This is a genomic window from Streptomyces sp. NRRL WC-3549 (assembly GCF_000721935.1).
In the GTDB taxonomy this organism is placed as follows: Bacteria; Actinomycetota; Actinomycetes; order Streptomycetales; family Streptomycetaceae; genus Streptomyces.
The window spans coordinates 126,080-126,956 of record NZ_KL585401.1 but is presented as its reverse complement, the minus strand read 5'-3'; the positions used below and the strand labels follow the sequence as shown (position 1 = coordinate 126,956).

The 877-nt window shown below is 69.3% G+C and carries 1 protein-coding gene; it reads left to right on the top strand.

Features of this window, described 5'->3' with window-relative positions; all coding sequences use genetic code 11:
* Nucleotides 1-788 (top strand): hypothetical protein (locus tag IH13_RS0117080; RefSeq protein ID WP_031085350.1); only part of this gene is annotated, 788 nt, incomplete at its 5' end.
* Nucleotides 789-877 lie beyond the last annotated feature (89 nt).

The following is an 877-nucleotide window of genomic DNA, read 5'->3' as shown; positions in this document are numbered from 1 at the left end:
AGCCCGGCCCGTCCGGCCAGCAGCCGCCCGCCCCGCCGTACGGCGGACAGCAGGCGTACCCGGGCATGCCGCCGCAGCCGGCCGCCCCGAAGAAGAAGACCGGCCTCATCATCGGGGCCGCTGTGGTGGCGCTGGCGGTCGTCGCGGGCGGGGTGTACTTCCTCACCTCGGGCGGGGGCGGCGGCGACAGCGACGTCGCGGACTCCACCAAGGGGTACAAGCTGACGCCGGCCGCGTCGGTGGACGACTACAAGACGGACGGCGGCGAGGCGACGCCCTCCACCCCGTTGTCGGGCTCGGAGAAGACCAAGGCCGAGGCCATGGGGGTCAAGAACCCCAACAAGGTCGGCGCCCAGTACGTGAGCGGGAGCGAGGAGAACCCGCTCACCATGAAGTCGCTCGTGCTGGTCGGGTACTGGGGTGAGGTCTCCGATCCCGCCAAGGTGATCGACGCGTCCTTCGAGAACGCCAAGCAGGAGATGGCGAAGGGCGAGGACAGCGACAAGGCCTCGCTCGTCGGCAGTCCCGAGAGTGTGAATCCGAAGGGCTTCGAGGGCGCCCTCATGAAGTGCCAGGACCTCAAGACGATCAACGAGGACGCCGACGGCTCGGTGGAGAACGGGCCCGAGCAGATCACCATGCCCGTGTGCATCTGGGCCGACTACAGCACGATCGGGATCGTGGTGGGCGTCGACGTCGGTGCGGCGATGACCAACAAGTCCATGCCCCAGTCCGAGGTGGCCGATCTCGCCGCCAAGCTCTACAACACCTCCCGCACCAAGGTCTGACCTCGACAACGTCGAAGGGGCGCCCGGCCGGTGGCCGGGCGCCCCTTCGGCGTGTGGTGCGGTGCCGCTACGCGGACTTCTCGTGGCGG